Genomic DNA, 25,655 nt, shown 5'->3' on the forward strand with positions numbered 1-25,655 from the left:
TCAAACCATCGGTTCCACTCTAAGCCGCCACCGGTCCGCCCGCGGGTAGGCTGGATTGGTGAAGATTGAGGACGGCAGGAACGGCAGGGACACGGACTGGGCAGGCCGCGGGTGGTCAGACCGGGACTGGGCAGACCATGCCATCCGCACCATCCGGGCGGAAAACAACCGTTCGGCGGACACCCATCTCTACTCCGTGCCGCTGCCTGAACACTGGGGCGTCCAGCTGTACCTGAAGGACGAATCGACGCACCGGTCCGGCAGCCTGAAGCACCGGCTGGCGCGCTCGCTGTTCCTCTTCGGCCTGGTCAACGGCTGGATCAGGGCGGACACCACCATCGTGGAGGCGTCCAGCGGCAGCACCGCCGTCTCCGAGGCGTACTTTGCCCAGCTGCTGGGACTGCCGTTCATCGCAGTCATGGCTCGGACCACGAGCCAGGAGAAAATTCACCTGATCGAGCAGTTCGGCGGGTCGTGCCTGCTGGTTGAGCACGCCTCGGATGTGTATGCCGCAGCCGAAGAGGTTGCCGCCACCTGCAACGGGCATTACATGGACCAGTTCACCTATGCCGAGCGGGCCACGGACTGGCGCGGCAACAACAACATCGCGGAGTCGATTTTCGGGCAGCTCCAGCTGGAGGAGCATCCGGTTCCGGACTGGATTGTGGTGGGTGCCGGGACCGGCGGAACGAGTGCCACGATTGGCCGCTACCTGCGCTACCACAGCCACCCCACGCGACTGCTGGTGGTTGATCCCGAAAACTCTGCGTTCTATCCGGGGTGGCGCGGCGGGAATGACGCCGTGCCGGCGGGCCTGCCATCCCGGATCGAGGGGATTGGACGGCCGCGGCTGGAGCCCAGTTTTGTGCCGTCCGTCATCGACCGCATGGTCCAGGTCCCCGACGCCGCATCCGTGGCAGCCATGCGCCACCTTTCCGTCCTTGCAGGACTCCACTCCGGCCCCTCAACCGGTACCAATCTCTGGGGTGTCTGGCAGACCATCGCCGGCATGGTCGCCGAAGGCCGGAAGGGCAGCATTGTCACGCTGATGTGCGACGGCGGGGAACGCTATGCGGGCAACTACTACAACCAGGACTGGCTGGCATCCCAGGGCCTGGACCCCGCGCCCTATGAAGCAGCGATCCGGACCTTCTTCGATACAGGACGGTGGGACCCGGACGTCGCCTAGACCTCCACGGACTCCCCGGCGCGCAGGTGGCTGTACTCGGTCCCGTACTTGGCGCCGATCCTTTTGACGTGGCCCTCCACAATCTTCAGGCCGTTGTCATTGAGGAGCCCGTCGTGGATCTGGAATGCCCGGGGCGCCCGTATGCTGACGACGAAGTCCACTACTTCCGCCGACTTGCTCCAGGGCGCATGCAGCGGAACCAGCAGGGTCTTGACGCTGATGCCGTCCGGAACGATGAACGAATCTCCCGGATGGTAGACGTTGTCATCAATGAGGTAGCCGATATTCGGCACCACCGGGATCTGCGGATGGATCAGGGCGTGCTGGCCACCGAAGCTGCGCACCGCGAAGCCCGCCACATCCAGCGACATTCCGGGTTCCACCGCGTTAATCCGGGCCGTTGCTTCCGGAACTTCGGTCCGCAGATGGTCAGCTACCCCGGCCGGGGCGTAAACCGCCAGGTCCGTGGTGCTTCGGAGTGCGTCCACAACAGCGGGAACGTCGACATGGTCGGCGTGCTCGTGCGTGACCAGCACGGCTTCGGCCCCTGCCAGCGCCTGCCCGGTTTCGGAGAAGTTGCCGGGATCCAGGACCAGAACCCGGCTGTCCTTTTCGAGGCGGACGCAGGCGTGGGTGTATTTCGTCAGCTTCATAGCGCCAGCCTAGGGTCCTGTCCGGAACGGTGTCCACGAGGGCTTGGCTGGTAATCTTGGTCTTTGCCATGATCCCCAAGGAAGCGAGTCCATCCATGCCGCTCGGCGCCAAGGTTGATTCCACTACGCCCTCCCCGGCAACGGGCGGCAAGGAACAGCGCGTCACCAAGCAGCGCCGGGCCGTCAGTGCCGCCCTGGATGAGCTGGACGACTTCGTCAGCACCCAGGAGCTGTACCGGATCCTGCAGAACCAGGGCGTGTCCGTTTCACTCGCCACGGCCTACCGGATACTCCAGTCGCTTGCCGATGAAGGCCTGGTGGACGTCCTGCGCAACGGTGAGGGCGAAGCGGTCTACCGTCGCTGCGCCGTTACCGGCCACCATCACCACCTGCTGTGCCGGAACTGCGGCAAAGCCGTGGAGGTGGAGGCACCCGCCGTCGAAACCTGGGCAGCGCACACCGCCGCGGAGCATGGCTTCAGCGAGGTGGCCCACACGGTGGAAATCTTTGGCCTCTGCCCGGAATGCACGGCCCTGAAGGCTGCAGGCAAGCTGTAGCAGGCAGTAACCGCCGACGGTTACTGCGCCTGCAGGACCCTGCCGTTGATTCCCTTGCCGGCCCTGACGGAGCCGATGGCGCGGCATACCACGTAGATAATGAAGGACAACGTGGTGACGTAAGGGCTGATCGGGATGCGGCCGCCCAGTGCCAGCAGGATGCCGCCCACTGTGGCAGTAACGGCAAAAACTACGCTCAACACCACCACGGCCACCGGCGATGACGTCACCCGCAAGGCGGCTGCCGCGGGGGTGATGAGCAGGGCAAGCACCAGGAGGGCCCCCACCACCTGGATGGACAGGGCAACGCTGATACCCAGCAGGACCATGAAGACGATGCCCAGCCGGCGGACGGGAACACCGCGGGCCTCGGCGAGTTCGGGGTCGAGGCTGGCGAAGTTCAGCGGCCGCCAGATGGCCACCAGCGCCACCATCACAACCAGCGCCGTTCCGGCGAGGGCCGTGAGCTGGACCGTATCCACCGAGACGATCTGCCCGGTGAGCAGGCCGAACTTGTTGGCTGCGCGGCCCTCGTACAGGGACAGGAACAGGATGCCCAGGCCCAGGCCGAACGGCATGAGGACGCCGATGGTGGAGTTCTTGTCCCGGGCCTTGACCCCCATCAGGCCGAGGAGGAGTGCCGCCGCAACGGACCCGACGAGTGACCCGAACACAATGTCGGCGCCGATCAGCAGGGCGAAGGCCGCCCCGGCAAAGGACAGTTCAGAAATGCCGTGGACGGCGAAGGCCAGGTCCCGCTTCATGACGAAGGTGCCCACCAGGCCGCCAAGGAGGCCCAGGACGGCGCCCGCCCAGATCGAGTTTTGAACCAGGACCAACAGCTCGCCGTAGTTCTCGAAGTTGAAGATTGCCGCCAGGATACTGTCTGCGTCCATCAGGCGGCCTCCCCCGCCAGGGCATGGGGCTCGGCATGGTGATGGGTGGTGGCATCCGGAAGCCCCACCACCACGATCCGGCCGTTGGCGTGGATCACCTCGACGTGGCTGCCGTAGAGATCGGAGAGGACTTCGGTGGTCATGACTTCCTCCGGCGTCCCCACCTTGAACCGCCCGCCGGCCAGGTACAACACCCGGTCCACGTAGTCGATAATGGGGTTGATCTCATGGGTTACGAACACAACGGCGCTGTTCCGGTCGCGGCACTGCCTGTTGATCAAGGCACTCAGGGCCTGCTGGTGGTGCAGGTCCAGGGACAGCAGCGGTTCGTCGCAGAGAAGGACCTGGGGATCGGTGGCCAGCGCCTGGGCAACCCGGAGCCGCTGCTGCTCGCCGCCGGACAGCTGCCCCACGGGCACCTTTGCATAATCGCTGGCGCCCACGAGGTCGAGGAGCTCGTCAATCCTGCGGTTTGCCTTGGCTGGGGACAGCCGCAGTCCCCAGCGGTGGCCGTCCACCCCGAGCCCCACCAGATCCCTGGCCCGCATGGGAGTGTCCGGGGCAAACGACTTCTGCTGGGGGATGTAGCCAATCAGGCGGCTGCCGCGCTCAACGGTGCGGCCGCCCAGTGCAGCCCGTCCCTGGTGCAGGTCCTGCAGGCCGAGCAGGACCTTGAGGAAGCTGGTCTTGCCGCTTCCGTTGGGACCAAGCACGGCAAAGAATTCGCCGGGTTTGATGTCCAGGTCCAAATCCTCCCAGAGCACCCGCTTGCCAAATTTCAGGGACGCTCCGGTGAGGCTGACGACGGGCTTCAACTATTTGCTCTCCAGAACTTTGCTGATGGTGTCCACATTCTCCGTCATCCACTGCAAGTACGTCTTGCCCTCAGGGAGGGTTTCGTTGAAATCCACCACAGGGACTCCTGCTGTCTCGGCTGCCTTTTTCACAGCTTCCGTCTGCGGCCCCTCGGTCTGCTGGTTGTAGGCGAGGAAGCGGACCGACTTGGAGGCTACGAGGTCGGTTGTGGCCTTGAGTACGGCCGGCGGCACGTCTGAGCCTTCCTCGATCGCAGCAGTGTAGTCCTCAGGCGTTGCGTTAACCAGCCCGGCGTCCTCCAGCAGGTAGAGAGGAACCGGCTCGGTCACTGCCACCGGCGCCCCGGCAGCAGCACCCTTCACGGAATCCAGCTTTCCGTGCAGGCCTTCGAGGGTGGAGGTGAAGTTTTCGGCATTGGTCTCGAATGTCTGCGCCGAAGCAGGGTCCAGTTCCGAGAGCTTTGCGGCGATGTCGCCCGCCAGCTCCTCCATGGCGTGCAGGCTGTACCAGACGTGCTCGTTGAATTCGCCATGGTCGTGCTCATCGGCCGGTTCTGATTCCGGCGCGGACGCTTCGGCGGAGGCTTCCTCCTCCTCGGGATGGGCCAGTCCGGAGAGTTCGACGGCGTTGAGCACCTTGCCGCCGTCGAGGTTGCTGTCCTCGGCGAGGGTGTGGAGGAAATCGTCGTAACCCCCGCCGTTCTCGATGACGAGGTCCGCTTTGGACACCGCCAGCCGGTCCTGCGCGGTCGCCTCGTAGGAGTGCGGGTCCTGGCTGGTCTTGCTGATGATGGCGGTGACGCTGACCTTGTCTCCGCCGATGGTCTTTGCGATATCGCCGTACACGTTCGTCGATGCCACGATGTTGATGCCGTCGGCGGAGTCCGACGAGGGCTGCGCCTCCGGGCTGCAGGCGGTCAACAGGAGTCCCAACCCGGCGAGGGCGGCGACTGACGAACGGGCGGCTGCGGAACGGCGCACGGAAAGACCTCGGTTCACTGGGGAGGGAAGAACAACCCCTCAAGTCTATACGTAAATAGGAATCATTCCTATCTAGCCCCGGCCGGGACCACCCTTCCCGCCAGTGGCGGGAAGGGTCAGGCCGGTCAGCCTCCGTTCGGGTGGCCCAGACGGCGGATGCCGGTGGCCTGGGTGGCGTCCCGGATCTCGCCCACCAGCTGCTCGATGACATCTTCGAGGAACAGCACGCCCTGCGTCTTGCCGTCCGGTCCAATGACGCGGGCCAGGTGCGAGCCCGTACGCTGCATGACGGACATCGCCTTTTCAATCTCGTCATCCAATGCCAGGTTGGCCAGCGACCGGATCCGGCTCTCGGCGATCGGAAACCCATAGGCCGGTTCCGGGATGGACAGGACGTCCTTCACATGGAGGTAGCCATAGAGCATGTCCTCGTCATCCAGCATCGGGAAGCGGGAAAATCCGGTACGGCTGACTGCCTTTTCAAACTCCACCGGAGTGGTGGGAGCCTTCAGCATCACCAGGTTCTCCAGCGGGACCATGATGTCCCCGGCGGTATGTTCCGAGAACTCAAGCGCGCCGGTGATCAGGCCGGCGTCGTCGTCCACCAGGCCATGACGGGTGGATTCCTGCACGATCGACTGGACCTCCTCCAGGGTGAACGAGGAGTTGACTTCATCCTTCGGCTCGATCCGCAGCAGCTTGAGGATGTGGTTTGCCGACCAGTTAAGGACCGAAATCACCGGGTTGACGAGCCGGGAGATGAACACCAGCGGCGGCGCGAGAAGCAGTGCGGCCTTGTCCGCAACGGACACCGAAATATTCTTCGGGACCATCTCACCGAAAGTCACATGCAGGAACGTGACAAGCATCAGCGCCACGGCGAACGCGGCCACATCGGCCACCTCGATGGGCAGGCCCAGGGATTCCAGCGGGACAGCCAGCAGGTGGTGGATGGCGGGTTCCGCCACCAGGAGGATCAGCAGCGAACATACAGTGATGCCCAGTTGGGCGCACGCCAGCATCAGCGAAACATTCTCCATCGCCTTCAGCGTTGTCTGCGCGCGCTTGGAACCGGCCTCCGCCAACGGCTCGATCTGGCTCCGGCGGGCCGACATCACGGCGAATTCGGCGCCCACGAAGAAGGCGTTGCCAAGCAGCAGGACCCCGAGCCACACAATTCCTGCCCAGTCGCTCATCGGCCGTTCCCGTCGTTGGTGTCCCCGGCCACGTAATCCGGTGCAACCGGCCGGAAGCAGATGCGGTCGATCCGGCGGCCGTCCATTCGCGTGACGCTCAGTGTTCCGCCGCCCACCGGCACGGTGTCTCCCACCGCGCCGATCCGGCCCAGCATGCTCATGACGTAGCCGCCCACAGTCTCGTAGGCAGCCTCGTCAGGCACTGTCAGTCCCGGGATCTGTTCGGACAGCTCGTCCGGCCGCAGCAGGCCCGGGAAATACCAGTCACCGGAAGCGCTTTGCAGCAGGCCGGGGCGGACCTTGTCATGCTCGTCCGCCACTTCACCGACAATTTCTTCCACAAGGTCCTCGAGCGTGGCGATACCGGCGGTTCCTCCGTATTCATCCAGGACGACGGCTAGTTGCAGGTTTCCTTCGCGAAGTTCGGCCAGCAGGGCATCCAGGTGGATGGTCTCCGGAACCCGCAGCACCTCCGTCATAATGGCACCGGCCTCAAGGTTCTGCCGGCGCTCCCACGGGACGGCCACGGCTTTCTTGACATGGACCAGGCCGCGGATATCGTCCGCGGAGTCGCCAATAACCGGGAACCGGGAGTAACCGGTCCGGCGGGCGGCGGCGACAATGTCGGCGACGGGCTGGTCGGCGTCGATCGTCTCCACCCGGATGCGGGGCGTCATCACGTCCGCGGCCGTCCTGGTGGAGAAGTTAAGGGTACGGGCGATGAAGTTGGCCGTCCCGGCGTCGAGCGTTCCCATGGCCGCCGAACGGCGGACCAGCGAGGCAAGCTCTGCCGGGGTGCGTGCCCCCGAGATTTCTTCTTTCGCTTCCAGGCCGAATACGTGGAGCACCCGGTTGGAGAAGCCGTTCAGCAGCACGATGGCAGGCTTGAAAACCGCGGTGAAGACCAGCTGGGGCCGGGCAAGGGCCTTGCCCACCCGGAAGGACAGGGCAATAGCCATGTTCTTGGGAACCAATTCCCCCAGCAGCATTGAGAGCAGGGTGGCGATCACCATGGCCAGGACCAGCGAGATGGAGGCGACGGCGACGTCGGGAAGTCCGACGGCGGCCAGCGGGGCTTCCAGGAGTTGCCCCACCGATGGCTCCATCACGTATCCGGTGAGGAGCGTAGTGAGTGTAATACCCAGCTGGCAGCTGGAGAGCTGCGTTGACAGCGACTTAAGGCAGGCGAGCAGCGGGACCGCGCCCGCATCGCCGTCGTCCACGGCGCGCTGGACCGTCGGCTGGTCAAGTGCAATGAGGGAAAACTCAACGGCTACGAAAAAGCCGGTACCCGCAATCAGCAGCAGGCCTGCCGCAAGGAAGAGCCATTCCATTCAGCATCCCGCCTGTACTGCGCACGGGCGTGGCTCGGGATAACCGGGATATCTGCCCGGCGGAGGATGGTCGGCGGAGGCCGAGCGTCTTTCCTGACGGGCGGCGGCGGAAGGGGCCGCCGGCGGGTGATGGGCGCGTGTTCGGGGTTTGCCGGCTCTGCGGGTGGACTGTGCGGCGCAGTGCTTCGCGCTCCGCTGACAGCCCCCAGGCCGGCACCTAGATTTACTGTCCATAAGGACTTCAGTCTACAGGTACGCCTACGGCCTCCCCGCGCTCCGGGCACGGCCCGGAAGCGCCGTAACGGCCTCCCCCTAAAACCCCTTGTTCACACGCTTCCGGCCGCCATATTTGGCCGTTCCCGCGTCACTTCATGATTTGGGTCACCCTTATTGGCAGTTAGCACAACATGGTTACTAGACTTGCAAAGGTCTGGGTTCAGAGGACGCAGAGACTGGTTCGAACGTAGTGTTGACGCACCGTGGGGCCGGAGAGAAATCAAACTCATGGAAGAGGCGTATTTCAAGTGCCAGAGCAGCCAAGCCACCGTCTACCAGAGGAATTTGGCGGAAACGAGTGGCTCGTTGACGAACTGTACGAGCAGTACCAGCAGGACAAGAACGCTGTGGATGCCAAGTGGTGGCCGCTGTTTGAATCGTTCGACTCGGGCAGCAGTTCTTCTTCCAACGGAAATTCGGGGCAGGCCACTGCCCATCCTCCAACCCGGGAAATGCCGGTTGTGAACGCGGCTCCTGCGGCTCCGGCACCGTCGCCGGCAGCAGCACCGGCCACTCCCCCGGCCGCGCCGGCTGCCGCACCGGCACCCGCGCCCGTTAAAAAGGCTCCCGCCACCGTGGCCCGCGACGGCGGCAAGAAGACTGAGTCCGCCTCCGGATCACAGCCGATTCCGGCCCAGCTGCCCAAGAACGTCAAGGCTCCCACCGCCCCTGAAGAAGACGTTGTTTCCGTCCTCCGCGGACCGGCCAAGGCCATAGCCACCAACATGGTCACCAGTCTTGAGGTGCCCACCGCCACCAGCGTCCGGGCCATTCCCGCCAAGCTGCTGATCGACAACCGCGTGGTCATCAACTCCAACCTCGCCCGCGCCCGTGGCGGCAAGGTCTCCTTCACGCACCTCATCGGTTATGCCGTCATCCGGGCGCTGTCCCAGTTCCCCTCGATGAACGTGTACTACGACGAGGTGGACGGCAAGCCTTCAGCAGTCCAGCCGGCCCACGTCAACTTCGGCATCGCCATCGACATGCCCAAGCCGGATGGCACCCGCCTGCTGATGGTTCCGAACATCAAAAAGGCTGAGACCCTCAACTTTGCCGAGTTCTGGCACACCTACGAGGATCTGATCAAGCGCGCCCGCAGCGGCAAGCTCACTGCCGAGGACCACCAGGGCACCACCGTTTCGCTGACCAACCCTGGCGGCATCGGCACCGTCCACTCGGTGCCCCGCCTCTCCAAGGGCCAGGCCGCCATCATCGGCGTCGGCGCCCTTGACTACCCTGCCGAGTTCCAGGGCGCCAGCGAGAAGATCATTGCCCACAACGCCATCAGCAAAGTCCTCACCCTTACCTCTACGTACGACCACCGCGTCATCCAGGGTGCCGGCAGCGGTGAGTTCCTCAAGCTTGTCCACCAGCTCCTGCTGGGTGCCCAGAACTTCTACGACGAGATTTTCGAAGCCCTGCGCATCCCCTACGAGCCCGTCCGCTGGAGCGCCGACAAGCAGGTGGACCCGGCCGACGAGATCAACAAGGTTGCCCGTATCCAGCAGCTGATCCACTCCTACCGCGTCCGTGGACACCTGATGGCGGACACCGATCCGCTTGAGTACGTACAGCGCAAGCACCCCGACTTGGACGTGCTGACCTACGGCCTAACCCTGTGGGACCTGGACCGCGAATGGCCCACCGGCGGCTTCGGCGGCAAGCCGACACTCAAGTTCCGCGACATCCTGGGCGTCCTGCGCGACGCGTACTGCCGCACCACCGGCATCGAATACATGCACATCCAGGAGCCTGCCGAGCGCAAGTGGTTCCAGGACCAGCTGGAGCACCCCTACTCGAAGCCGAGCCGTGAAGAGCAGTTGCGGATCGTCTCCAAGCTGAACGCTGCCGAGGCTTTCGAAACGTTCCTGCAGACCAAGTTCGTGGGCCAGAAGCGCTTCTCCCTCGAAGGCGGCGAGTCGCTGATTCCGCTCCTCGACGCCATCATGTCGGACGCCGCCGACGACGGCTTGGATGAAGTTGCCATCGGCATGGCCCACCGCGGCCGCCTGAACGTCCTCACCAACATTGCCGGCAAGACCTACGCACAGGTGTTCCGCGAGTTTGAGGGCACCCAGGATCCCCGCTCGGTCCAGGGTTCCGGTGACGTGAAGTACCACCTGGGCACCGAAGGCACGTTCACCTCGGATACCGGCAAGGAGACCAAGGTCTACCTGGCTGCAAATCCGTCCCACCTCGAGGCCGTGGACCCCGTACTTGAGGGCATCGTCCGCGCCAAGCAGGACCGGCTGGACCAGGGAGAGTCCTTCCCCGTGCTGCCCATCGTGGTGCACGGCGACGCCGCCTTCGCCGGCCAGGGCGTGGTTGCCGAAACCCTCAACCTGTCCCAGCTGCGCGGCTACCGCACCGGTGGAACCATCCACATCGTGGTCAACAACCAGGTGGGCTTCACTACCGCCCCGTCCTCCTCGCGCTCGTCCACGTACTCCACCGACGTCGCGAAGATGATCCAGGCGCCAGTGTTCCACGTGAACGGTGACGATCCCGAGGCTGTGGTCCGCATCGGCCAGCTCGCCTATGAGTTCCGGCAGCGCTTCCACAAGGACGTTGTCATCGACATGGTGTGCTACCGCCGCCGCGGGCACAACGAGGGCGACGACCCCTCGATGACCCAGCCGCTGATGTACAACCTGATTGAGGCCAAGCGCTCCGTCCGCAAGCTGTACACCGAGTCGCTGATCGGCCGTGGCGACATCACCGAGGAAGAAGCAGAGCAGCTGCTCCGCGACTACCAGGAGCGGCTGGAGCGCGTCTTCGCGGAGACGCACGCAGCCCAGACCTCCCCGATCCCGATCGTGACGGCGGATTCCGCTGCTGTGTCCGATATCGAGCGGCCCATTGCCCAGCAGTCCGACGCCGATGCCAACACGCCGGTAGCCACGGCAATTTCGGCGGACACCCTGGCCCGCATCGGCAAGGCCCACATCGAGATCCCAGAGGGCTTCACGGTCCATGCCAAGCTCAAGCAGCTGCTCGAAAAGCGTGAGCAGATGTCCCGCGAAGGCGGCATCGACTGGGGCTTCGGCGAGATCGCGGCCTTTGGCTCCCTGATCATGGAAGGCGTGCCCGTGCGCCTCGCCGGCCAGGACTCCCGCCGCGGCACCTTCGTCCAGCGGCACGCCGTGTTCCACGACCGCGCCAATGGCCAGGAATGGCTCCCCCTGGGCAACCTCTCGGACAACCAGGCCAAGCTGTGGATCTACGATTCCCTGCTGTCCGAATACGCGGCCATGGGCTTCGAGTACGGCTACTCAGTGGAGCGCCCGGACGCGCTGGTCCTCTGGGAGGCCCAGTTCGGCGACTTCGTGAACGGCGCCCAGACCATCATCGACGAGTTCATCTCCTCTGCCGAGCAGAAGTGGGGCCAGCGGTCCTCGTTGGTACTGATGCTTCCGCACGGCTACGAAGGCCAGGGCCCCGACCACTCCTCCGCCAGGATTGAGCGGTTCCTGCAGCTGTGTGCCGAAGAGAACATGGTCGTGGCCAACCCCACCACGGCCGCTTCGCACTTCCACCTGCTGCGCCGGCAGGCGTACAGCCGGCCGCGGAAGCCGCTGATCATCTTCACGCCCAAGCAGCTCCTGCGCCTGAAGGCTGCCGCGTCGTCCGTCGAGGACTTCACCAGCGGCACCTTCCGCCCGGTCATTGGTGAGCATGAGCAGCTGGCCGCGGACGCCGTCGAGCGCGTCCTGCTGGTCTCCGGCCGCCTGTACTACGATCTGCTCTCCACCCGGCAGAAGACCGGCGACAAGACCACGGCCATCGTGCGCGTCGAGCAGCTCTACCCGCTGCCGCACGCCGAGATCGCGGCTGAGCTTGCCAAGTACCCGAACGCCGAGGTTGTCTGGGCCCAGGACGAGCCCGCCAACCAGGGTCCGTGGCCGTTCATCGGCCTGAACCTGCCAGACGCCTTGGACCGCCGGATCCGCCTGGTCTCGCGTCCTGCGTCTGCCTCCACGGCCGCCGGCTCCATGAAGCGGCACGCCGCGGAGCAGGACGTGCTCCTAAAGCAGGCATTTGCACGCAAGTAAGCACTGAGGCTGCCCGGCCGGACGTCGAAATCCCAGACTCCGGCCGGGCAGTTCTGTTTAATGGATGGACAGCGCCGCCCCCTTGCACCAACGGTGGCAGCGGCCAGGGAACGACGTAAAGAGGATCGTGTGGAAGACAGGAAGCTGCGCATTGCGGCTGTAGGAGATGAACTGCTGGCCGGACTCGGAGATCCCCGGGCGCTCGGCTGGCTGGGCCGTGTCCTGGCCCGCACTCCCCAGGACGGCTTGCTCCTGGAAAGCTACGCCCTCCCCTGCCCGCAGGAAGGCACCGAGGGCCTGGCCGCCCGGTGGCTGGAGGAGGCCGGACGGAGGTTCAGCAGCCACACCGAGAACCGCCTGGTGATCGGCCTCTCCGGCCGCGACATCGAATTCGGCCTCTCCACCGCGCGCAGCAGGCTGAACCTGGCAAACATCCTGGACTCGGCCTCGCAAAACCGGATCGAAGTGTTCGTCGTGGGTCCGCCGCCCACCCTCGATCCTGCCCAGAACCGCCGGCTGGACGAGCTGAACACGGCATTCGCGGACGTCACCACGCGGCGCAAGCACCTCTACGTTGATACCTTCTCCCCGCTCCTGAACCACGAGCAGTGGCGGCAGGACCTGGCTGCCAACGCCGGAACGCCCGGCCAGGCAGGGTATGGCCTCATGGCGTGGCTGGTGTTGCACCGCGGCTGGTTCCAGTGGCTGGGAATGGACACCCCCGCCTAGCAGTTCGCGATATATCTTGACGTGCTCCACAGCCAGAGGTAGCGTGATCTGTACACGATATATCGCCTTCGGAGGTTCCCATGTCTGAGCAGAACTGGTCCGTCAGCAGCCCGCAGACCATCGATGTGGACGGCGTGACGTCCCTGAAGCTGGGCATGGTCCAGGGCAGGTTCGATGTTGTGGTCCACCAGGAGCCCGTCACCCGGATCGAAATATCCGACGTCCACGGTGATCCAGTGGAGGTGTCCGTTAACCACGGCCGCCTTGAAGTGCGCCACCAGCTGCATGGCCCCCAGGGCTGGTTCAAGAATCTAATGGGAGCAGTCAACCACAACAGCGAAAATTCCGCGGTGATCAGCATCGCCGTTCCCGGGAACGTGGAGGTCGAGGCCGGCATCGTCAGCGGCGACGGCCTGGTGTCCGGAGTATCCGGGCACACCCGGCTCAACACGGTATCCGGATCGGTCATGGCGGACGGCACAGGCGGGGAACTCCACGTCAACACCGTCAGCGGCGAAGTGACTGCCCGCCACCATACCGGCGTCCTCACCGCAAAGAGTGTTTCCGGCGAAGTGACGGCGTCCGGCCACTTCACGAACATTCGCGCCAACACCGTCAGCGGTGACCTGACCTTCGACCTGCACGGCTTCGCCAACGACTTCGTGGCCAACTCAGTCTCCGGCGACGTCACCATCCGGTTGCCCCACGACGTCGGTGTGGACATTGTTGCCAAGTCTGCCAGCGGCGCCGTGGTCATCGGCAACCGGCAGTACACGTCCGTGGGCGGGAAAGTTGAGACCATTGCAGGACCGGACGAGCAGTTGATGCTGGTCCGGACAAACTCGGTTTCCGGGAAGACCTCCATCTTCCACAGCTCGAATGCCGGAAATGCGGAAACGGGGCACTGATGCCCCCGGTATTCGCGCACGGTGCACTGCGCCTCTACCTGCTTGCGCTCCTCGAATCCGGCCCTAAACATGGCTACGAACTCATCAAAGCCCTGAAGGACCGGTTTGGCGGGACGTATTCCCCCAGTGCCGGCACCATCTATCCCCGTTTGGGAAAGCTGGAGGAAGAGGGCCTGGTGGCCACGGAATCGGCCGGCCGCCGCACCAACTACCACATCACCGCTGCAGGACTCGCGGAGCTGAACCGGCGGAGGGACGAGCTGGCCGGGGTGGAGAACGACATCTCGGCGTCAGTGCGAAGGCTGGCCGACGGCCTGCGGGAGGACATCCGCAGCAATATGCGCGGCCTCCGGGCGGACCTGGCTGCCACGGCCGAGGCGGCCCGCACCGCCGCCCACGCAACGGACTTCCGGGTTCCCGGCGGCAGGGTGCCGCCGGAAGGATCACGGTCACTGAAGGAGGCCGAGCTGATGCTCCAGGAGTTCCGGGACGATCTCCGCACCGAACTCCGGCTACACGCCCGGAGCCAGCCCCTGGGCCCTGTCACCCTGGAGACCATGCGCACAGTGCTGGAGCAGGCCCGCATCGCCGTCCGGAACTCGCTGAAGCCGTAAGGCGCCGGCAGGCAGCGCCTTATCGCAGGTCATGCGGGTGCTCCCGGTTCGCGGGCGCACTGATGTTGTGGGAGACTTGAGGGCAGCTCTTTTGAGTACCGACAGTAAGGAGGCCAGCTATGAGCAAGCGTGCACGCAAGCGTCGTGACCGTAAGCGTGGCGGCGCGAACCACGGGAAGCGCCCCAACACCTAGGCAAATGCCAGGGACTACGGTTCAAGCAAAGGACCCCGGAAGCCAATCGGCTTCCGGGGTCCTTTGCTTTCCAACCTGCAGCTGTCCGGGCGTGCGTATCGGCCCTATGCCTCAACCGTGCGGATGGAGTGGATCCGGTCCAGGATGGCGTTCTTCAGGTTGTCCGGTGCAGCTTCGGTGCAGGAGCGTTTGACCATGTTCCGGATGACGCACTCGAGGTCGTACTGCTCCGTGCACTCCGGGCAGTCATCCAGGTGGTTCTTGATCTCCGTGATGTCTTCACGGGTCAAGGCGCCATCGAGGTATTCGTAGATGCGTTGCATCCGGGTGTCGTCGCAATCGCCCAATCCCTGGCAGTCGCTCATTTCCTGCTCTCCTGTTGTGTGCCTGCAGCCGTGTCCTGTGCATCCGCGGCCGATTTGAATCCGCGCTCGGCGGCATATTCCGCCAGCATGTCCCGCAACATTCGCCGGCCGCGGTGGAGCCGGGACATCACCGTGCCGATGGGCGTGTTCATGATGTCTGAGATTTCCTTGTACGCGAAGCCTTCGACGTCCGCGAAGTACACCGCAAGGCGGAATTCTTCCGGAATGTCCTGGAGCGCGCGCTTGACGTCGGAATCCGGGAGGTGGTCCAGCGCCTCTGCCTCAGCGGAACGGAGCCCGCTGGAGGTGTGTGATTCGGCCCGCGCCAACTGCCAGTCCTCGATCGTGTCCGAGTTGGACTGGAGCGGTTCGCGCTGCCGCTTGCGGTACAGGTTGATGTACGTATTGGTCAGGATGCGGTACAACCAGGCCTTGAGGTTGGTTCCCGGCTTGTACTGATGGAATGCCGAAAAGGCCTTCGTATAGGCCTCCTGGACGAGGTCTTCGGCATCCGAGGGATTCCGGGCCATCCGCATCGCCGCCGAATACAGTTGGTCCACGTACTGCATGGCATCACGCTCGAAGCGGATGCGTCGCTGCTCAGGGGTTTCCGTCGAGACGTCCACCAGCGTTTCCGTGGCGTCGGCCCCTGGTGCGGGGGCGCCAGCCGATGCGGACACGGGCGCCGCACCGGGCGTGCCCTTCACGCCGCTGTTCGAAGCCTCATACATGGCCGAGACGGCCGGATCCAGGGTGCTCATTGCCTTCAAGTCTACTGTCAGGCTCCGCGCGCGCGGCGAGCCATACCCGGAGGCATCCTCATCCACCAGGCCAACAGCCAACGGGCCCACTGCTTCCACTCCGTCCAACACCTGCCTCAAGGCCCAGCTCCGCTCTGTATGTCGTGGAACATCTATTTCATGATTCGAATAGCGGCCGCCCTTGCCGACCCGCCTTTGCCATAACCCCCGGTCGCAGGCAAATATTCCCCAAAAGTGCAAGACTAGAACGGACTCCCCGCCGAAGACGCGGTTCGTCCATCAGGAGGAAATCCATGCCCTTTATACGCACGCTCGCCCGCCCCATGCTGGCCTCCAGCTTTGTCCTTGCCGGAGTGGATAAGCTCAAGAACACCGACGAGACGGCGCAGCAGCTCTCCCCCCTGCTCCGCAAGGCTGCGGCGTCCCTGCCGTTCCAGGCGGACGAGAAAATGCTGGCCCGTGTGATCGGCGGGACCCAGGTGGGCGCCGGCGTTCTCTTCGGGTTGGGCAAGTTCTCCAGGCTCTCGGCCAGCCTGCTCACCGTCATCTCCCTGCTGAATACCTTCGTGGAGTGGCGCAGCGCGGACATCAGCAGCAAGGAAGGCCGCGAAACGCGCCGCAACCAGCTGCTGAAGAACCTGTCCCTGAGCGGCGGGGCACTGCTCGCCTCCGTGGACACGGCCGGCAAGCCGGGCCTGGCCTGGCGCGCCGAGCACCTGGCGGCCGATGCCCGCAAGGGTGCCTCGCACCTTGCCTCGGACGCCCGGAGGACCACCAACAATAAGCTGGCCAAGGCGGACAAGGCCGTCCGGCGCGCCGTTGAACAGGCCACGGGGGCATAAGCACGAATGACCGCTGCAGCCGCCACCCGGGACGATTCCGGAGCTCCTGTCCCCCACTGGCCCGCACCGTTCGCTTCGCGGCCCGTTAACGCCACTCTCACGGTTCCCGGCTCGAAGTCCCTGACCAACAGGTACCTCGTCCTTGCCGCGCTGGCCGACGGACCGTCACGCCTGCGTGCACCCCTGCACTCCCGCGACTCCGCCCTGATGGTCGAGGCGCTCCGCCAGCTGGGTGCCACCATCACGGAAGTGCCGGGCGATGGCGCGTTCGGGCCGGACCTCGAAGTGGTCCCGCTGGGGCAGGATGCGGCGCAGCCGCTCACCAGGATTGACTGCGGCCTCGCCGGCACGGTCATGCGTTTCGTTCCGCCGCTCGCGGCGCTGCGCAACGGTGCCAGCGTGTTCGACGGCGACCCGCACGCGCGCAAGCGTCCGATGGGGACCATTATCGAGGCGCTGAGGGCGCTGGGCGTTACGGTATCCGCTGAGGATGGGGGCACGCCGTCGTCGCTTCCGTTCGTGGTGGAAGGCAGCGGGGAGGTCCGCGGCGGGCACCTGGTGATCGATGCCAGCGCGTCCTCCCAGTTCGTCTCCGCGTTGCTGCTGGTGGGGGCGCGGTTCACCGAGGGCCTGCATCTTGAGCACGTGGGCAAACCAGTGCCCAGCCTGGACCACATCAACATGACAGTTGCGGTCCTCCGCGGCGCCGGGGTCCAGGTGGATGACTCGGTGCCCAACCACTGGGTTGTCTCACCTGGCCCCATCCGCGCTTTCGACCAGCGGATCGAGCAGGACCTGTCCAACGCCGGCCCGTTCCTCGCAGCGGCGCTGGCTTCAGGCGGGACCGTCCGGATTCCCGGCTGGCCCGAGCAGACGCAGCAGGTGGGTGACTTGTGGCGCAGCATCCTCCCCGAGATGGGCGCGACAGTGACACTTGAGGACGGCGTCCTCACGGTCACGGGCGGTCCCGAAATCAAGGGCGCCCACTTCGCCGACACCAGCGAACTGGCACCTACGGTAGCGGCCCTGTGCGCCCTTGCATCGGGGCCGTCCCGGCTCACCGGGATAGCCCACCTGCGCGGGCATGAAACGGACCGGCTCGCCGCGCTGGTTACGGAAATAAACCGCCTGGGCGGCGACGCCGAGGAAACCAGCGACGGCCTGGTGATCCGCCCCGCCCCGCTGCACTCCGGCGTCGTGCACAGCTACGCCGACCACCGCATGGCCACTGCAGGGGCAATCCTGGGCCTGGCGGTGGAAGGAGTGCAGGTGGAGGACATCGCCACCACGGCAAAGACCATGCCCGACTTTCCCCGGCTCTGGGCGGACATGCTCGCCCAGGGCGGTGCCCCGCAGCAGGAGGCCCGCACCGGGGCGGAAGGTTAGCGGTGGCAAGGCGCACTGATTCCTGGGACGAATCGGATGTCCGGATCCGGCCCAACAAAAAGGGGTCCAGGCCCCGCACCAAGGACCGCCCCAGCCACGACGACGCCGTGACCGGGCGGATCATCACCGTTGACCGGGGGCGGTACACAGCCGTGGTGGGCGAGGACTCCGCTGACGAGCGTACAGTTATCGCCGCCCGGGCCCGCGAACTCCGCCGCTCCCCCGTTGTGGCGGGCGACTTCGTTTCCCTCGTGGGGGACGTTTCCGGCGACCCCCATACCCTGGCCCGGCTGGTCAAGATCCAGGACCGGAAGACGCTCCTGCGGCGCAGCGCTGACGATACTGACCCAGTGGAGCGGGCCGTGGTGGCCAACGCCGACCAGTTGGTGATCGTGGTGGCCGCCGCCAACCCGGAACCCCGCACAGGCTTCATCGACCGCGCGCTCGTCGCGGCCTACGACGCCGGCATCGACCCGATCCTGCTGGTCACCAAGGCGGACGTCAAGGATCCGGCGGAGCTCCTGTCCAACTACACTCACCTCGAGCTTCCCGTGATCATCAGCCGGACCGCCGACCTTGCGGCGTCCGGCATTGATGCCCGCTCGGACGACGGCCTGTCAGCCCGGCTGGACAGCGCCGCTGTTGCCGCGCTGCGGTCCTACCTGGACGGCAAGGTCACCGTCATGCTGGGACACTCCGGCGTCGGCAAGTCAACAATGGTCAACGCGCTCACGGGAGCCGAACGTGCCACCGGCGGCGTCAACGCGGTCACTGGCAGGGGCCGGCACACATCATCGTCAGCACTGGCCCTGCGGCTGGTTGACGCACCGCCGGGCAGCTGGATCATTGACACCCCCGGCATCCGCTCCTTTGGCCTGGCGCATGTGGACCCGGACCGGATCCTGCGGTCCTTCCCGGACCTCTCCCCCGGCACCGACGCCTGCGAACGCGGCTGCAAGCACACGGCAACTGCCGTTAACTGCGGCCTGGATGCCTGGGTGGCGGAAGGCCACGCGGGCCCGACCGGAGAGGCTCGGCTGGCGTCCTTGCGCCGGTTGCTCGGAGCGGATCCGCGGGAGGAAGCCCAGGAGGCAAAGGAGCTCGGCAGCGTCAACTGACAAAGCCAATCTCCCAGCAGAACAGCCTGCAGACGGTAGTTTGGAACCATGATCCAACCCGCTTCGAGCTACAACGATGACCTGCGCCTGGCCCATGTCCTGGCCGACTCCGTGGATGACCAGACCATGAGCCGCTTCAAGGCACTGGACCTCCATGTGGAGACCAAGCCCGACCTGACGCCGGTCACCGACGCGGACAAGGCCGCCGAGGAAGCCATCCGCGGCCAGCTCTCCCGCTCCCGCCCCCGCGACGCAGTGCTCGGTGAGGAGTTCGGCAGTACCGGCCACGGCTCGCGCCGCTGGATCATCGACCCCATCGACGGAACCAAGAACTTTGTCCGTGGCGTCCCCGTGTGGGCCACCCTTATTGCCCTCGTTGACGAGGGCGAGCCGGTGGTCGGCGTCGTGAGCGCTCCAGCCTTGGGCAAGCGCTGGTGGGCGGCCAAGGGCATGGGTGCCTACATGGGCCGTTCCCTTGCCGCGGCTACCCGGCTGCGGGTGTCCGACGTCTCCAGCCTGTCCGACGCCTCACTGTCCTATTCAAGCCTCTCCGGCTGGAAGGAACGGGGAAACCTGGACGAGTTCCTCGGCCTTACCGAGGATGTGTGGCGGACCCGTGCCTTCGGTGACTTCTGGTCCTACTGCATGGTGGCAGAGGGCTCGGTGGACATCGCCTGCGAACCCGAGCTCAATCTGTACGACATGGCTGCATTGGTGCCGATTGTGGTGGAGGCGGGTGGGCGGTTCACATCGCTTGAGGGCGAGGATGGCCCGTTCGGCGGGAACGCATTGGCCACCAACTCCATCCTGCACTCGGAGGTGCTGCAGCGGTTGAACCCGTACCTTGACGACCTGCTCTAAAGCCCCCTGCAACCGAACAAACGACGGCGGTTACCTCCAGAAGGAGGTGTCCGCCGTCGTCTTCTTCGCCGAAAAGCCTGTTTTCCATTCCCGCGTAACAAAGGCCTTAACAATTGCGCCGGCTTCAATCCTGGCCGGCCCATGTTCTACGCTCTTAACCAGGTCACGAGTGCCAGCGCAAAACCCCGGTTTGCTGGCCGGCAACCCTCCATTCGCGGTGGGGTGCCCCGGGTGACGACCAGGCCGGTCCGGAGCGGATGCGGCAAGCGCGGATTCCCTTGATAGCGGAGTCCTGTTTTGAAGTGAGGTCTCTGTGACAACTGCCACCGTCTCCCCCAACGCCGCCATCACCGCTGATTCCGTGTTTGACGAACGGCAGGCACTGGCCGGCCGGCCTCTCGCCGCCGTCACCGGCGCGGAAATCCAGGCACCGCTGATTTCCGGCGGCCATATCCGCTACGCCAACCTTGACTATGGCGCCTCCGCCCCCGCCCTCTCGGTGGTGTCCGCCTACCTCAACGAGATCCTGCCTTTCTATGCCAGCGTCCACCGCGGTGCCGGCTACGCGTCCCAGATCAGCACCTCGGTCTACGAAAACGCCCGCAGCATCGTCCGCGACTTTGTGGGCGGCCGCCCGAACGACTCCGTCATCTTCACGCGGAACACCACGGACTCGCTCAACCTGCTGGCCGGCTGCCTGCCCCTCAACGGCGGCCAGCCCGCCGGCGACGTCCTGTACCTGGACATTGAGCACCACGCCAACCTGCTGCCGTGGCAGGGCGTTCCCCACCGCAGCATTGTTGCCGCCGACACCATCGCGGGAACCATCGACGCCGTACGTGCAGAGCTGGAACAGGGCGGCGTCAGCCTGCTGGCCATCACCGGCGCCTCCAACGTCACGGGCGAAATCCTCCCGGTCCGCGCCCTTGCGGCCCTGGCCCACCAGCACGGGGCCCGCATCGTGGTGGACGCGGCCCAGCTGGCGCCGCACCGCCGCATCAACATCAGCGCGGACGACGTCGATTACGTCGCCTTCTCCGGCCACAAGCTGTACGCGCCCTTCGGCGCAGGCGTCCTGGTGGGACGGCCGGACTGGCTCGACGCCGGAACCCCGCACCTCGCCGGCGGCGGCGCGGTCAAGGAGGCCAGGCTCGACGGCGTCAGCTGGGCCACCGGCCCGGCCCGCCACGAGGGCGGCTCCCCCAACGTCCTGGGTGCCGCCACCCTGGCCAAGGCCACCCAGGTCATCGCGGGCCTGGACCAGGAACGCTGGCACGCCCACGAATCCGCCATCCGTTCCTTCCTGGTGGAGGGCCTCCAGGAGATCGACGGCGTCACAGTGCACCAGATCTTCAAGGACACCAACCCGGACACCGACACCATCGGCGTGGTCAACTTCTCGGTTGAGGGCTACGACGCAGGCCTCGTGGCTGCGTACCTGTCGGCCGAGCACGGCGTGGGCCTGCGTGACGGACGCTTCTGCGCACATCCCCTGCTGAAGCGGTTGGGCCTGCCTTCGGGTTCGCTCCGCGCCAGCTTCGGCGTAGGTTCCCGGCTGGAGGATGCCCAGCGGCTCCTGGCCGGCATCGCCAAGCTGCGCCGTGACGGGCTCGGCTGGGACTACGTGGTGGACTCAGGGCGGTGGGTTCCCGCCAATGACACCCGCACCTACCCGCACTGGGCCCCGAACACGCCTGGGACCGCCGGCGCTGCTCCCTGCACCGACGACTGACCCATCCGGCAGATGCGGTAAATTCGGAAGGTACCGCAGGGCATTGACTGAAGGAGGCCGCACGTGGTTCGGGGTGGCCCAAAGCTGGATCTCGGGCGGCGCCGGGAGCTGGGCAAGAGTTTCCAGCAGGGCGGTAGGCACTATCAGCGGGTCCGGCCCGGTTATCCCGCCGACTCTGCCAATTGGCTCATCCCCGCGGGCGCGAGGGATGCGCTCGACGCCGGGGCAGGGACCGGCAAGTTTACTGAACTCCTGCTGGAACGCGGGCTGGCCGTCACCGCAGTCGACCCCTCCGCCGACATGCTGGACCAGCTGAAGGCACACTATCCCGGCGCCACCGCGGTCCTGGGAACCGCCGAAGCCACCGGCCTGCCGTCGTCCGCCTTCGACGTCGTCACCGTTGCCCAGGCCTGGCACTGGTGCGATCCCCTCACCGCGAGCACCGAACTGGCACGCGTCCTGCGTCCGCACGGCACACTCGGGCTTGTCTGGAACCAACTGGACACCACCGTCCCCTGGGTGCACCGGCTCTCACGGATCATGCACGCCGGGGACGTCTACAAGCCCGGCCACCGGCCGGTGGTGGGCCCGGAATTCGGTGAGCTGGAAAGCCACGTGACGCACTGGCAGGACACCGTCAGCACCGAGGACCTGATCGAACTGACCAAATCGCGCAGCTATTACCTCCGGGCAGGTGATGCCACCCGTGCCAAGGTCCTCGCCAACCTTGACTGGTACCTGCATGAGCACCTGGGACATGCCGCGGACGAGGACATCGGGCTGCCGTACCTGACGTTGTCGTGGCGGGCAGTCAAAGTATGAGCGGTTCCGCCGCGCTCCCTGGGCACCCGGTAGGCTTGGTCCTGTGAAGACCAGCGCGCCCTCCTCCTCCATTGAGGACTACGTCAAGGTCATCTACTCTTTCACTGAATGGCAGGACAAGCCCATCACGTCCTCGCAGTTGGCTCAAAGGCTGGGCGTGGCCAATTCGTCGGTGTCGGAAATGGTTCGCAAGCTCAAGGACCAGGGCCTTGTTGACCACAAGCCGTACAGCGCCATTACCCTTACGGACGCGGGACTGCGGCTTGCCTTGTCCATGGTGCGGCGCCACCGGCTGATCGAAACCTACCTGGTCCAGCAGCTTGGATACAGCTGGGATGAGGTCCACGACGAGGCCGAACTGCTCGAGCACGCAGTGTCAGATACTTTCATTGAGCGCGTCGCCGCGAAGCTCGGCGATCCCAGCCGGGACCCGCACGGGGATCCTATTCCCACGGCGGACGGCAAGGTGCTAATGCCCAGGGCGCACCTGATGGGCGAGCTGGATAAGGGCCACACCGGCAGGATCACGCGGATCAGCGACGATAACCCGGACCTGCTCCGCTATCTGTCCGCCGAGGAGATCGACCTTGACGCCGAAGTAGAGGTGGTGGGACGCCGGCCGTTCGGCGGTGCCCTGATGGTGCGGATCCGGAACTCCGGGCGGACCAGGGATTACGACCTGGCGGACGAGATCACCTCAGCCCTCTGGGTCCACAGCGACCATCCCCATCCAGGCTGCCTGCTGGGAGACAGCTGACGTGGGAGCGGCGCCCGTCTGGCGGGCATGGCTGGCTGTTGCCGTCGGCGGCCTGGTTGGCAGCGAACTCCGGTACGGCCTGACGCTGGCGTTCCCCGAGCAGCCCGCGTCGGTGCCGTGGGCAACACTGTGCATCAACGTTGCCGGCAGCTTTGTCCTGGCCGCGCTGACCACTGCCTGGATGGCCCGGCCGCGGACTGCGTTCTGGCTTCGCGCCGGACTGGGACCCGGACTGCTTGGCTCCTTCACCACGTTCTCGGCCGTGGTGTTCGGCGTAGACCAGCTGGCCCGGGCGGGCCAGCACCCGGTGTGGATCGCCTATCTGGCAGTATCGCTGCTTCTAGGCCTGGCTGCCGCAGGAGCGGGGTGGCGGCTGGGCAAGCGGCTCACCCTACAACCAGTGGACGCTGTTCCGGGCCGCCGGCAATGATCGGCGCGGTCATGGTGGGCGTCTTCGGCGTGATGGGGGCACTCCTGCGCTTTGGCGTCGACAGCTGGTTCGCACACCACAGCTCCACCCGCAGCGTCCGAACCGGCAGCGGGAACCAAAAGCTGCACTGGCCGTGGGCCACGTTGCTGGTGAATGTGGCGGGGTGCTTCATCATCGGGTTGTCCCACGGAGCGGCAGCGGGGCTCGGCCTGGGCCCTGACTGGCAGGCCGGGCTGTCCGCCGGCCTGGCGGGCGGGCTGACCACCTTCAGTTCCTGGACCACGGCCACCGTTCGGCTCTTCGCGGAGTCGCGCGTCGGCGCGGCAGCCCTCAATATCGCCGGCAACCTGGTGCTCGGATTTGCCGCGGCTGCTGCCGGCATTGCGCTGACTGCCTAGTCGTGCGGTCCGGTTGGTTCAGCCCGCTTGGGCGCCCGGCCCCACCGGGCTCGGTCCTGATTTGGATGCCTCCCGTATGGTGGACTGTGATGATTAGCAGACGTGACGCGGCAATTGCCCTGGATGTGCCGCTGGAAATGGCCCAGCGCCATGGCCTTCCCAAATGGATGACCGAGGCCGAACTGGGTGCGATCCTGGACAACCCGCCGCCTTGGCTGGTCCAGTCCCGCGCCAACCGGACGGGCAAGCGGCCGGTGTGGGTCCACCTTGAGTGTGCGGTCTGCGGCTACGAGGAGGCGGCCCGTCCCAAGAAATGGTGGCCGGACTTCACGTACGTTGTCTGCCACCATCATTCACCCGCGGACGTGCCGGCTGCCGCGCCGGGGTTCGTCCGGAGCGAGTTCGACGGCGTCGGGACGCGTTTCGTGGGCATCGCCGACGTGGCGGCGCCGGATACGGGGCGCTGACGCGGGACTTCACTGTTCCCGGCTCAGTTGCCGTTGCTGGTCATTTCGTCCGGCACGGCCACCAGATGGCTCTCGGCACCGTCCCGCAGTACCGCGAGATCCAGCGGCTGGCCGATCGCGTCGGCAAAGAGCAGCCGCTGCAGGCTTTCGGCATTGCTGACGGGCCGGCCGCCCGCCGTAAGGAGGATGTCTCCCGCTGCCAGGCCCGCCCTGTCAGCGGGTGAGCCGGGCAGCACCTCCACGATCCGCAGCCCTTCCCGCTGGCCCGTCCTGATCACTGCGCTGGGGTTCAGCCGGATGGGAGTGCTGACCAGGCCCAGGTAGGCGCGGCGGACCCGTCCATCGGAAAGCAGGGCGGAGATGATCCGCCGCGTGGTCGCGTTGATCGGAACCGCCAGCCCCAGCCCTGCGCCCGCGACTGCCGTATTGATGCCCACAATCCTGCTGTGGGTATCGGCGAGGGCACCGCCTGAGTTACCGGGGTTCAGTGCCGCGTCCGTCTGGATGACATCTTCGATGACCCTGCGGTTGTTGCCCGACCACACCGGAATGGCACGGCCGAGGCCGCTCACGACGCCCGCCGTGACAGAGCCTGCAAGGCCCAGCGGATTTCCCACCGCCACAACAAGTTGTCCCACGCGAAGGGTTTCCGCGGCCCCGAATTCAGCGGGCGGAACTTTCGGACGCCGGCCATGGACCACGGCGAGGTCCGACAAGGGATCGCTGCCCACCAGTTCAAGCTCCATCCGGCTGCCGTCGGCGAAGACCGCATGGCCCCTCTCCGTCCCGGCCACCACATGGGAGTTGGTCAGGAGATAGCCGTCCTGCGTAAAGAGGACTGCGGATCCGGCCCCCATGCGCATCCTGCCGTTGCGGCGCCGTGCCGTCATCTCAATCGCCGCCACGTGTGGGGTGACGGCTGCCGCCACGCGCATGACTGTCTGTGAATATGAATCCAGCACCTCGCCGTCGTCGGCGAAGACCGGTTCCTGCGCCTGGTCCACGGCGCACCTCCTGGTTGTGCCCGCCCGGACCTCCGTTGCGTTACCGGGCCTTACCGATCACAACGAGCGGCGGCTGCCTCCTAGTCCCGTGCAGGCTACGCCGTGGGTGAACGGGCAGCGCCATAGCCCAGGCAACGATAAACACCCCGCTCCGAGGACTGGGGTGTCAGGGCGCCCCCACTGGCGTCCTATGCCGAAGGGCAACAAAAAAGCCCCGGAAGTCCGGGGCTTTTTTGGTGGAGATGGGGGGAATTGAACCACCCCAGCCACCAAGAATAGCGCCGAAGTTCCGCATGTTTCCGGGGTTTCGTGCGACTT

26 protein-coding genes and 1 riboswitch are annotated in these 25,655 nt (G+C 65.7%); of the genes, 17 read left to right on the plus strand and 9 right to left on the minus strand.

Annotated elements, in window-relative coordinates:
• The first annotated feature begins 58 nt into the window (after positions 1 to 58).
• A complete protein-coding gene (locus AC5RT3_RS10495) occupies positions 59 to 1,189 on the plus strand; it encodes a PLP-dependent cysteine synthase family protein (RefSeq protein ID WP_494124090.1) in 1,131 nt (376 codons plus the stop codon).
• On the opposite strand, the gene AC5RT3_RS10500 is transcribed toward AC5RT3_RS10495, so the two are convergent.
• On the minus strand, positions 1,186 to 1,842 hold the full coding sequence (locus AC5RT3_RS10500; protein WP_494050776.1) for an MBL fold metallo-hydrolase: 657 nt from the start codon (positions 1,840 to 1,842) through the stop codon (positions 1,186 to 1,188). The genes AC5RT3_RS10495 and AC5RT3_RS10500 overlap by 4 nt on opposite strands.
• Before the next feature lie 95 nt (positions 1,843 to 1,937).
• Here AC5RT3_RS10500 and AC5RT3_RS10505 point away from each other — a divergent pair, with 95 nt between their 5' ends.
• The gene (locus AC5RT3_RS10505; RefSeq protein ID WP_494008990.1) at positions 1,938 to 2,399 is read left to right on the plus strand and encodes a Fur family transcriptional regulator; all 462 of its coding nucleotides are present in this window, start codon (positions 1,938 to 1,940) and stop codon (positions 2,397 to 2,399) included.
• 20 nt (positions 2,400 to 2,419) lie between these two features.
• Here the strand turns inward: AC5RT3_RS10505 and AC5RT3_RS10510 are convergent, their stop codons facing one another.
• From AC5RT3_RS10510 to AC5RT3_RS10530, 5 genes are all read right to left on the minus strand, one after another.
• Complete coding sequence (locus AC5RT3_RS10510; RefSeq protein WP_494050777.1) at positions 2,420 to 3,295, minus strand: metal ABC transporter permease; 876 nt, start codon at positions 3,293 to 3,295, stop codon at positions 2,420 to 2,422.
• Entirely contained in the window at positions 3,295 to 4,110 is an 816-nt protein-coding gene (locus AC5RT3_RS10515; RefSeq protein ID WP_494124091.1) for a metal ABC transporter ATP-binding protein, read from the minus strand. Before AC5RT3_RS10515 ends, AC5RT3_RS10510 begins: the two co-directional genes overlap by 1 nt.
• Positions 4,111 to 5,091: a metal ABC transporter solute-binding protein, Zn/Mn family gene (locus tag AC5RT3_RS10520; RefSeq protein WP_494124092.1), complete on the minus strand. Its 981-nt coding sequence runs from the start codon at positions 5,089 to 5,091 to the stop codon at positions 4,111 to 4,113.
• 125 nt (positions 5,092 to 5,216) lie between these two features.
• Complete coding sequence (locus AC5RT3_RS10525) at positions 5,217 to 6,287, minus strand: hemolysin family protein (protein ID WP_494008666.1); 1,071 nt, start codon at positions 6,285 to 6,287, stop codon at positions 5,217 to 5,219.
• Positions 6,284 to 7,621 (minus strand): hemolysin family protein, encoded by a 1,338-nt coding sequence (locus tag AC5RT3_RS10530; protein WP_494124093.1) that lies wholly within the window; start codon positions 7,619 to 7,621, stop codon positions 6,284 to 6,286. Before AC5RT3_RS10530 ends, AC5RT3_RS10525 begins: the two co-directional genes overlap by 4 nt.
• 524 nt (positions 7,622 to 8,145) lie before the next feature.
• Here AC5RT3_RS10530 and AC5RT3_RS10535 point away from each other — a divergent pair.
• The 5 genes from AC5RT3_RS10535 to AC5RT3_RS10555 all read left to right on the plus strand — a co-directional run bounded on the left by AC5RT3_RS10535 (position 8,146) and on the right by AC5RT3_RS10555 (position 14,394).
• Positions 8,146 to 11,949, plus strand: a complete 3,804-nt coding sequence (locus AC5RT3_RS10535; protein WP_494124094.1) for a multifunctional oxoglutarate decarboxylase/oxoglutarate dehydrogenase thiamine pyrophosphate-binding subunit/dihydrolipoyllysine-residue succinyltransferase subunit — start codon at positions 8,146 to 8,148, stop codon at positions 11,947 to 11,949.
• Between the two features lie 129 nt (positions 11,950 to 12,078).
• Complete coding sequence (locus AC5RT3_RS10540; RefSeq protein WP_494124095.1) at positions 12,079 to 12,678, plus strand: GDSL-type esterase/lipase family protein; 600 nt, start codon at positions 12,079 to 12,081, stop codon at positions 12,676 to 12,678.
• Between the two features lie 80 nt (positions 12,679 to 12,758).
• Positions 12,759 to 13,586 (plus strand): DUF4097 family beta strand repeat-containing protein, encoded by an 828-nt coding sequence (locus AC5RT3_RS10545; RefSeq protein ID WP_494124096.1) that lies wholly within the window; start codon positions 12,759 to 12,761, stop codon positions 13,584 to 13,586.
• Positions 13,586 to 14,200 carry a PadR family transcriptional regulator gene (locus AC5RT3_RS10550; RefSeq protein ID WP_494008671.1) on the plus strand — a complete coding sequence of 205 codons (615 nt, stop codon included), beginning with the start codon at positions 13,586 to 13,588 and terminating at the stop codon, positions 14,198 to 14,200. Before AC5RT3_RS10545 ends, AC5RT3_RS10550 begins: the two co-directional genes overlap by 1 nt.
• 119 nt (positions 14,201 to 14,319) lie before the next feature.
• A complete protein-coding gene (locus tag AC5RT3_RS10555; RefSeq protein ID WP_369299106.1) occupies positions 14,320 to 14,394 on the plus strand; it encodes a 50S ribosomal protein bL37 in 75 nt (24 codons plus the stop codon).
• Positions 14,395 to 14,498: 104 nt separating this feature from the next.
• On the opposite strand, the gene rsrA is transcribed toward AC5RT3_RS10555, so the two are convergent.
• Together rsrA and AC5RT3_RS10565 are read right to left on the minus strand one after the other, a co-directional pair.
• A complete protein-coding gene (gene rsrA, locus AC5RT3_RS10560) occupies positions 14,499 to 14,759 on the minus strand; it encodes a mycothiol system anti-sigma-R factor (RefSeq protein WP_009356877.1) in 261 nt (86 codons plus the stop codon).
• Entirely contained in the window at positions 14,756 to 15,520 is a 765-nt protein-coding gene (locus tag AC5RT3_RS10565; RefSeq protein ID WP_494124097.1) for a sigma-70 family RNA polymerase sigma factor, read from the minus strand. Before AC5RT3_RS10565 ends, rsrA begins: the two co-directional genes overlap by 4 nt.
• 293 nt (positions 15,521 to 15,813) lie before the next feature.
• On the opposite strand from AC5RT3_RS10565, the gene AC5RT3_RS10570 reads away from it, so the two are divergent.
• The 10 genes from AC5RT3_RS10570 to AC5RT3_RS10615 all read left to right on the plus strand — a co-directional run bounded on the left by AC5RT3_RS10570 (position 15,814) and on the right by AC5RT3_RS10615 (position 24,333).
• Positions 15,814 to 16,362, plus strand: a complete 549-nt coding sequence (locus AC5RT3_RS10570; protein ID WP_494124098.1) for a DoxX family protein — start codon at positions 15,814 to 15,816, stop codon at positions 16,360 to 16,362.
• Between the two features lie 6 nt (positions 16,363 to 16,368).
• On the plus strand, positions 16,369 to 17,748 hold the full coding sequence (gene aroA, locus AC5RT3_RS10575; protein WP_494124099.1) for a 3-phosphoshikimate 1-carboxyvinyltransferase: 1,380 nt from the start codon (positions 16,369 to 16,371) through the stop codon (positions 17,746 to 17,748).
• Between the two features lie 2 nt (positions 17,749 to 17,750).
• Positions 17,751 to 18,866, plus strand: coding sequence for a ribosome small subunit-dependent GTPase A (gene rsgA / locus AC5RT3_RS10580; RefSeq protein ID WP_494124100.1), 1,116 nt, complete (start codon positions 17,751 to 17,753; stop codon positions 18,864 to 18,866).
• Positions 18,867 to 18,914: 48 nt separating this feature from the next.
• Positions 18,915 to 19,727, plus strand: coding sequence for a histidinol-phosphatase (hisN, locus tag AC5RT3_RS10585; protein WP_494050788.1), 813 nt, complete (start codon positions 18,915 to 18,917; stop codon positions 19,725 to 19,727).
• A 161-nt stretch (positions 19,728 to 19,888) separates the two neighbouring features.
• Positions 19,889 to 20,002, plus strand: a riboswitch (SAM riboswitch).
• A gap of 38 nt (positions 20,003 to 20,040) precedes the next feature.
• The gene (locus AC5RT3_RS10590) at positions 20,041 to 21,459 is read left to right on the plus strand and encodes an aminotransferase class V-fold PLP-dependent enzyme (protein ID WP_494124101.1); all 1,419 of its coding nucleotides are present in this window, start codon (positions 20,041 to 20,043) and stop codon (positions 21,457 to 21,459) included.
• A gap of 63 nt (positions 21,460 to 21,522) precedes the next feature.
• Entirely contained in the window at positions 21,523 to 22,281 is a 759-nt protein-coding gene (locus tag AC5RT3_RS10595; RefSeq protein ID WP_494050790.1) for a class I SAM-dependent methyltransferase, read from the plus strand.
• 43 nt (positions 22,282 to 22,324) lie between these two features.
• Positions 22,325 to 23,038, plus strand: a complete 714-nt coding sequence (locus tag AC5RT3_RS10600; RefSeq protein ID WP_494008678.1) for a metal-dependent transcriptional regulator — start codon at positions 22,325 to 22,327, stop codon at positions 23,036 to 23,038.
• Position 23,039: 1 nt separating this feature from the next.
• Positions 23,040 to 23,468, plus strand: a complete 429-nt coding sequence (locus AC5RT3_RS10605) for a fluoride efflux transporter FluC (protein WP_494124102.1) — start codon at positions 23,040 to 23,042, stop codon at positions 23,466 to 23,468.
• A complete protein-coding gene (locus AC5RT3_RS10610; RefSeq protein ID WP_494124103.1) occupies positions 23,465 to 23,866 on the plus strand; it encodes a fluoride efflux transporter FluC in 402 nt (133 codons plus the stop codon). Before AC5RT3_RS10605 ends, AC5RT3_RS10610 begins: the two co-directional genes overlap by 4 nt.
• An 89-nt stretch (positions 23,867 to 23,955) precedes the next feature.
• Positions 23,956 to 24,333 (plus strand): hypothetical protein, encoded by a 378-nt coding sequence (locus AC5RT3_RS10615; RefSeq protein WP_494050791.1) that lies wholly within the window; start codon positions 23,956 to 23,958, stop codon positions 24,331 to 24,333.
• A 23-nt stretch (positions 24,334 to 24,356) separates the two neighbouring features.
• Here AC5RT3_RS10615 and AC5RT3_RS10620 read toward each other — a convergent pair whose 3' ends face one another.
• Entirely contained in the window at positions 24,357 to 25,337 is a 981-nt protein-coding gene (locus tag AC5RT3_RS10620; protein ID WP_494124104.1) for a S1C family serine protease, read from the minus strand.
• Between the last annotated feature and the right edge of the window lie 318 nt (positions 25,338 to 25,655).

The organism is Arthrobacter sp. Y3221159 (genome assembly GCF_059089885.1).